We start from the raw sequence: 8,234 nt of genomic DNA on the forward strand, positions 1-8,234 counted from the left end.
CCCCGCCATCGAAAAGCACCCAGCTGCCGCCGCTATCGTAGGCCACCTCGAAATTCTGGATCTGCGTGCCCGGCTGCCCCTCGTAGCCGGAGTAGAGCTGGATGCCGCCGATCTTTTCACCCTGCTGCAGGTGAATCTCCAGATCGTGCGGGCCGGCGGAATTCGCGCTGGCCCAGCCGGAGGAATCGTCGACATAGCCGTCGATCGCCAGCTTCGGATAGTTCGCGCCGGCCATCGAGGAATAGTCGTACTGGCGCAGCTTCGCGATGTTCAGGTCCACGTCCGCGCCGAAGGGCACCATGGAGCCGTCGGCCGTCGGCGGATACAGCGCCAACTCCTTCACCCGGGCCGTTGCGTCGGTGGTGTACAGACGGAACTGCTGGGCCGTTATGGGCGAGTCGAACGTGATGTTGAGTTCCTTCGACGTGTTGCCGGAAAACAACGCGCCGGGAATGTTGATCCAGCTCGATCCGTCGCTGTATTGCAGTTGGATGTCGGCCATGGCCGCGTCCCAGGTCCCGCCGCTATAAAGATGCGCACTGCCGATGGTCATCGGGGTGGCGAGGGTCACTTTATAGGTATGCTCGCCGGAGTCGTCGCCGGTCCAGCGGCTGTCCTGCGCCACGATGCCGTCGTTGCCGTATTGGCGCGGCGTGGTGCTGTTGGAAGAATCGCCCAGGGTTTCCTGATATTTGGCCAGGTTAAAGTGGCCGTCGTGCGCGAAGACCGAACCGGGATAGGCCACCACCGAAATGTTGTCCACCCACGCGCCGCCGGAAAGCGATCCGTTGTTATACAGCCGTACGGCACTGATTTCGGTCACGCCCGAAGAGCGCGGGCCAACGTCGACCAACTGCTGCTCCCCGGCATCGGCATAGTCGCCATCCCCGTTCCAATCAAGACTGACGACCGCGCCGCGGTTGCCGGCCTGGGTCGGCTGGCTGGACACCTCGACCTTCACGTGGACCAGGGTCAGCCCCCATTCGAGATAGCCGTCCACCGCCGGATTCTTGAAGCCGTTGTTCACCCCGGTTCCGTTCACGGTGGCCCCCGTCGCCTGCCCGGAAGCGTTCTCGGTATAAAAATCCTTGTCGTTGTTCATCCGGAAAACAAACGTGTAGGCACTGTTGCCATCCGCATCGTCCAGCGAGAAAAAGACGGATTGATTGCCGGCCTGGCGCGCGGCGTAGAGGTCCATTTCCAGCGTGAGCGCCTCGCCCCCCGCCAAATCCACCGAACGGGCGAAAACTCCGCTCGCCGAAATTCCGTAGGCCCCGGCAAGAGCGCGGTCGAACATAAATGCGTGATCGGATGCACCGTCGGAGATGATCGCGCCGGGCGTCGTATCGGATACCGTCCAGCTGCCAACCGCCGTGCCCGCATCGAGGTTCGACTTACTTGCATTCGCGGCGAGAGAACCAATGGGCGGTGCCGCATCGAAGTTGGCCTCGAACACCGTTTCCTCGGCGGAAACGCCCTGCGAGCAGCCCAAGGCAAAGTTGAAATCGCGCCCCGAACCCGACAGGTTGGGGTAAAAGGTCCGGGCCACAAAGCCATCGGCATAGGCATCCGTCGTGTCGAGATAGGCCTTCAGCTCCGCCGAAGTGGTCGCATTGGAAAAGGCCAAGGCATAGGTGGTGCCGTGCTGCCCGCCCGTCAACGTGATCGGATCGAATTCGTAGTAGAGATACTCATTGTTCGCAGTCTGGATCTCGGCGCCGTCGTAGGTGTGGTCGGCCAGAACGGTGGAATAGGTCCCGTCGGCGGGGAAGCCCTGGTCGTAGCGGACAATCTTGAGGTTGCTTTGCCCGATGCGTCCGGCATCGACCTTGAATGCAAAGAAATCGATGGGCCAGAACTCGCCCGCCCCCACCGTGAAGACGTGCGCCTTGCCGTGCGGGCCGGTGGTGAGCGTAATCTTTTCTCCCGTACCGCCGGTCAACGATCTGGCGGCAATCGCCCCGATGGTCGCCCCCGAGCCCAGGGCAACCCCGCTGGCCGGGAGGCTGGAGGACGGGTTGATCTGAAGGGCGGCCGAAACCCCGTGAAGAGCGGCGAGAAAACCTGCGAGGGCTAGAATGGTCTTTTTCATGTTGTTCATATCCGTTTCCAAAGATTCGAGATGATGTTCGACGACGCCCTATTAGACCGCGTTCCGGCTAAAAAAACCACCTACCCAATCGGCTAGTAGCGCCCCGACGCCGGCCGCGAACCGCGCCCGTTCCGGGGTTTGCCCGGCAACGAAAGCGACGGGTTCATTGCCCGGGTCCGTTCCGTTGGTATTTCAAGAACAGGAAATCGGCGGCATCATCGATCCGGAACCCCACGGTTCCGTCTCCATCCGCAACGACGTTCCCCGTTTTTCCGGTGCGCAGGTTCGCCACACGCAAGGGTTCTCCCGCGTCCACGAACCGAAGCGCCAGGCGCTTTGTGCGCTCCGGGCTTTGACGTTCGCGGAAAACGAGCAGATAGCCCTCGTCGGCACCGGGATCCACCCATTGGAACCCGCTCCACGCCGCACCGTCGGGTTCATCGCCAATGGCGAAAACATAGCGGTTGTAAAGCGCCTGCCGCTGCTGCTTGTAGACGTTCAAGAGTTCGCGGATTTCGGTGCGGGCCGCGGCGTCGTAATAGTAGGTCGTCTGGAAGAAGGTCGGGATGCCCATCAGGCCCAGCGCCACCTCGTAGGCGTGGCCATAAAGGTGCGCATCGCTCGCCGTCTTGTTCACCCGCTGGAAGTTTTGGATCGGCAACTCGAATTTGTTGAGGTTGACGTATCGGGCAAGCTCGCGGTTTTCGCGCAGCATCAGCGTCGGTTTCGGAATCGTGTTCGGCGGGTTTTCCGGTTTGCGGTTCGAGAGCCAGACGCACCCGAAATCGCGCGCCCAGAAATAGCCGAAGCGCGGCGCATTCTCCGTCACGTCGACCGCCATGCGGGCCCGGTGGCCGGTGTAGAGCAGGAACGCGCGCAGCTTGCTCCAGTGGGCGTACAGATGGTTGTAGTTGCCCATGCTCGCAAAGTCGTACTTCCACGTCACGAAGCCGCCGTCGTCGTAGTTTCGTTTGAGGTCGTCGAGTTCGGCATAGGCCGCCGTCCAGAGGCCCAGCTTGAGCTTCTTTTTCAGGGCGGCTTCACGAACCGTCGCCCAGCCGTTGGGATACCAGTCTTCGCGGACCTGCCACGCCCGCGCCTTGTTCGGGGGCTTTTGCCGGCCGCATTGCCAACCGTCGTCGATCTGCAACACGTCGATGCCCAGATTGGCCGCCGAGTCGATCTCCTTGAGCACTTCCTTTTCGGCGGCCATGGCCATCGACTCGTCGCCGCTGTTGCCGCTGCCCCAGGTGTTGGCCTTCACGAACACATCGCGATCGGGATCGACCGGAAACCGCGCGCGGTCGAACTGCTTCATCGCCAGCTCGCGGGACCATTGGGTGTTTTCCGGATATAGCACCGTCCAGGTGGCCCAGCACCAGCGGTATTCATTCGGCTGCAGGTCCGCCGCCGAAAGCGCGGATCCGGTGTTGTGCAGCCCTGCGGCATCGGAGATGAACGCTCCCGTATCCACGCCGGCGCGGTTGACGCATTTATGCGATTCCTTGACCCACGCAATGCCGCCCCCCTGCTCCTTTTCGGCGAACAGCACGCTCGCCCAATCCACCGAGGAATCCTTCAGGACCTCCTCGCGGTACAGGTGATGTTCCGGCGTGTGGCGATGCTGCGTGTCGTTGTAATAGCCGAACGCCGTCAGCTTGCATCCGTCGACCGGGAGGCAATCCACGCGGTTGCCCGTGCCCGCCAGCGGCCGCGGACGCGCGGCGGCCATTCCGCCGCAATCCAGATAGGCCGCCAGATGATAGCCATCGGGCGCATTCTTCTTCAGTTCGGCAATCCGTTGCGGATCGCCATTCAAACTCAACCCAGCCGGCGCGGCACCTTCTTCAAAGACCCAGAACTCGAACAGGTGCGCATTCACCCCCGCTTCCCGCTTCACCTTGACGCGCACCATGTCGCCCACGCGAACTTCCGCCGGGATATCGAAGCCAACTTCCGCCGGCAACAGGTCGTCGCGGCGGGAGGGTAGCACGGTCGGGGGGACGACCTGCACCGCACTTTCGGCATCCATGCTCAAGACCGATACGGATTGGGTGCGCCGGCCAGAGTTGCCCGTATCCCACCACGTCAGCATCGCCCGGTAGTCGCGGTCATGGTTCATGCCCTCGATCTTCAGTTCGACCTCCTTGCCATGGTAAAGGTTGGAGGTTTGGTATGCGGGAACCAAAGCGATCTCGGGCATCTTGGCGGGAATTTGATGCGCCTTGCCCGAAACCACGCCGATCGAGACGCCGTTGCCGGCGGCGGTCGCAGCGGCGCCGGATTTCGGTGCGCCCTTCAGCCAGATCTGGGAGCGCAGGCCCGGCGCATCGGGATAGGCCCAAACGACATATTTGAGCGCAACCCCGGTTTGCGGATATTCAATCTCCGCAACCACTTCAAGATGCCGGGTGGTGAACCCCTCGTCATCCGACTCGCGCGCCGTCAGCGAAAGCACCTTCGCGTCGCCTTCCGTCAGGCCCGGGAAGTCCCAGTCGGCGCGGGGATCGCCCGCCTGTTCAATCCATTCGTTGCCCGAGCGCAAATCGCGCAGTCCGCAGGTTGAAAGACCGCGGCCCGTCCAAGCCCATCGGCGTTCCACCGGGCCGGACGAAACAACCAGCTCGTCCCCCGCGGCTTTCACCGATGCCGGGCCAAACGTTTTCGCCAACGTCTGGAAGGCCTCGCCGTGGGAGGCGGACAACATTGCGGCTACCAAAAGGATTGAAAGACGAAACATGCTATTTTTCTCTCGGGCTTAAAAAAAGGCCGGGAATCGACTGCTGCCTATCCCGGCCAAACCTATTATCGAGTACGAGCGTTATTCCTGCTTTTCAAGGAACACGCCGAGGAAGTCCATCGAGCTGTCGAGCGGGATCGCATTGGTGACGGGCGTGATGCCGTCAACGGTGACGCCGTAGCCCAGGTTGGAGATGCCGTCGGTGGTCCAGGTTCCGATCACGAGGTTGTTGACCGTCTGGACGTCGTAGGTCACGCCCGGGTTATCGTTGGTGCGCATGCCGTAGACCATCGTGAACCAATAGGTGTCGCCGTCATCCAGCGTGCCGGCGGCCGGAACCATGCCCGTCATCGCGGAGTTGGTCGGGTTTCCGCCAAAGGCGAATTCCTGGAAGTTGCTGTAGCCATCGCCATCCACGTCGGCCGCTTCCGTATACTTTGCAAGGCCGAACTCCTCGGCCCATTCGCCGTAAACGGAAACATCCGAACCAATGACCGTCAGATAAACCGTATTGTCGGAGATCGACAACGTACCGGTTGCGCCCAAGTCGCCCACGGGCCCGCTGAGATCGTTTTGATCCAAGGTGCCGATCAGGACATCCGCCATCAGGACCGCATAGGTACCGCTCGGCAAACCGTTCGAATCCGAGAAGGTGAAGTCGCTGAACCCAAGGTCGCCATCGGTGACCCCGTCCATATCGAGCGTACCGGTGCCGGCGGAGTTGGTGACGATGATCTGGTCCTGTGCGGCGCCATATCCAATGACCAGCCCACCGGTATTGTCATCGATCATCGGGCTCATATCCAGGTTGCCGAGGAACTTCAGCGAGTTCCAACCGCCGTCGTTTCCGGGAGAAATGGTGGCGCCGGCGTTGAAGGTGGCGTTACCGCCGAAGGTGCCGATCCCCTGCAAGGTTCCACCATTCACCGTCACGGAACCGTCGAACAATTCGGCACTCATCACGAACGTCCCTTCGTTCACCACCAGCGAAACCGGGGATTTGCTGAACAAAGAACTGCGTACCAGGCGCTGGGTGCCTTCCCCCTCCTTGACGAGCGCAATATCGCCTACATCCGCGAAGTTCGAGGCGTAAACGTAGTTTTCCCCTGCGGCGACATCGATCGTAAGCGTGGATAGCGTCGTGCTACCGTTCTCGACTTGCTTCGAGTTGGTCCCGCTGGAGGTCAATCCGCCGATCGTTGCATTGAACCCGTTCATTTCGAATCGCGATGTTCCGCCGCCGGACCCCCCGATATTCAAAACGCTTGTTGCCGGAAGGGCATTGTCGACTCCCAGCTCCAGCGTTCCATAGGAGACCTGCGACTGACCGGTATAATCGTTCGCCGTTGAAGTGAGGATAATCGCATTGCCGAGGTTGTCGCCTTCCCGACCGACGTTCAGCGGGCCGGTACCGGTAATCGCACCATTGATGGTGTGGGCGTTGCTGCCGGCGATCAAGCTGCCGCCGCCATCCAGTGTAATCCCGCGGTTGGCATCGAACGACATGGCAGCGCCATTGATTCGAAGATACCCGCCATTGCGGAGCGTGATGTTGTCTGCATCGAACGAAACGGGCGTCGCTCCCAGCCGGTTTTCCGCGTTGATGTTGAGGATCGTAGTTGCGGTGGTTCCATCGACGACCACGCCACCAGTAAAGGTGTTCGAGGCATTCAACGCCACGGAATAATCCTGCGCAGACTCGGTGAACTGTCCGAACTGAACCGCCAGCGTTCCGTCGCCGTCAATCACGCCGGAGAGAACCGTCTGGCGGGCATAGCGGGTTTTGAAAGTCACGTCACCGGAACCCAGCTCCCACGCGTTGGGCAAGGTCTGGTTTGAGTTGCGCTCTTGAATGAAGGTACTGCCGCCGGGCAGGGTGACACTGTTGAGCTGGCCAACGCTGAAGATTGCTCCACGAAGGATCGTGGCGTCGGTAAAGACAAGATCCCCGGCCCCCCAATCGGAGCCGTTGGCCTTTTCGCCGGTGTCGAACGTGCCGCCACCGCCGACCGTCAGCGTGTAGCCGGCGAGGTCGAGCCCCGTATCGTTGGCCTGGTTGTTAACGAATTCGATCATCCCGCCACCGGTGTTCCACGTCGCGTTGCCCGCCAACGTGAGCGCGGTGTTGTCAACGAGGGCTTTAAGCTGAAGCGTATCGGTTCCCTGGTAGGTCAAATCACCAACCGTGACGCCGGCGTCCAGCTCGATCACATAGTTTTCTCCGGAATCTACGAATAGGGCATTGTTGCCATTGGCCCAGACGGAACCGCCGTCCCAGTTGGCCGTGGTGGCTTGGTCCCAGGTACCCGTGGTACCGCCACTCCAGGTTTGATCCGCCGCCTGAACGGCCGCAACGGCCATCGCCGCGATCAATGCACTGCATCTAAGTAAGTTAATCCGATCCATTTCATTCCTCCTGCTGTTTATTGACCCGTCTTCCTGGGAATCCCGTATCGACTTCGCGAAAATTCCCGCTCGACACCCCTTGAACGACTACTGGGGTAAAATCGTGACGCAACGCGACGAAAAAAAACACGCGTTATGTAGTAGACGCCGCCATGCCACTTCCGTTCATTTAAACCCGCCGCGAAAAAACCAAAGACCACCGCCGGAACCCACGACCCTGCAAGACTTTACACGCAAGTGCGCAAGTGCGTTTCAACGGGCCGCCCCGCTGCCGCCAAGGGTTCATGGCCAAAAAAAATCCGCCGATCGACTTGATCGGCGGATCGCGCAGAACCCCGCGGGCGGGACCGATTATTTCTCGGCTTGCAAGCGGATGAATTTTTGGTCTTCGTCGATCGGTACCGTGGCGGACATGGTTTCCACGTCGTTTGAGAAGGCGACGGACGATTCCGTCAAGCCGTCGCCCGCCACGCGCCACACGGTTGCGGTGGGCGAAGTCGCCCAACTGGCAAATACGGCAACATCGTCGGAATTGCGGCGGGAATAGATCACGGTGAAATCGGAATCGCCCATCGAAACATCCATGGATGGCTGGTCGGCCACCAGCGGATCGAGCACGAGCGCCCATTCCAGCCGGTTGCTGAAGCGGTCGCCGTCTGGATTGCCGGAAGCGGTCGTATCCGTTCCGCCGGGGGCGCCGGCAAAGGCGGTGGCCGCCCACGTGCCGTAGGCCGTCGCGGTTTCTTCCAGGCGGATGTTGTCGATGGCCGGGTCGGCGGCATTCCAGAGCCGATTCGCCGTGCGGAAGCAGATCGTGATTTCGTCGTTCCCGGCGTAGGCCGAGAGGTCGACCGTTGCGGTCGACCATGGCTCCTCGCTGCTGGAATGTTGCTTGCCGACCTTGATCCAGACATTCGACGTGTAGACCGATCCATCGTCGACATCCACGGCAAGGAAGTCGATGTAGCTGCCGTACATATGGTAGTCGAAGGTCAG

At 61.0% G+C, this 8,234-nt stretch carries 4 protein-coding genes; all 4 read right to left on the reverse strand.

Annotated elements, in window-relative coordinates; all coding sequences use genetic code 11:
- Window positions 1-2,101 (reverse strand): discoidin domain-containing protein (locus tag ABYO54_RS10820; RefSeq protein WP_372808263.1); only part of this gene is annotated, 2,101 nt, incomplete at its 3' end.
- Between the two features lie 154 nt (window positions 2,102-2,255).
- Entirely contained in the window at window positions 2,256-4,799 is a 2,544-nt protein-coding gene (locus tag ABYO54_RS10825) for an alpha-galactosidase (RefSeq protein WP_372808264.1), read from the reverse strand.
- A gap of 114 nt (window positions 4,800-4,913) precedes the next feature.
- Window positions 4,914-7,238: a beta strand repeat-containing protein gene (locus tag ABYO54_RS10830; protein WP_372808265.1), complete on the reverse strand. Its 2,325-nt coding sequence runs from the start codon at window positions 7,236-7,238 to the stop codon at window positions 4,914-4,916.
- A 351-nt stretch (window positions 7,239-7,589) separates the two neighbouring features.
- Window positions 7,590-8,234: hypothetical protein (locus ABYO54_RS10835; protein ID WP_372808266.1), on the reverse strand; the 645-nt coding region annotated here is incomplete at its 5' end.

Origin of the sequence: Pontiella sp., assembly GCF_041622395.1 — a bacterium.
In the GTDB taxonomy this organism is placed as follows: domain Bacteria; phylum Verrucomicrobiota; class Kiritimatiellia; order Kiritimatiellales; family Pontiellaceae; genus Pontiella.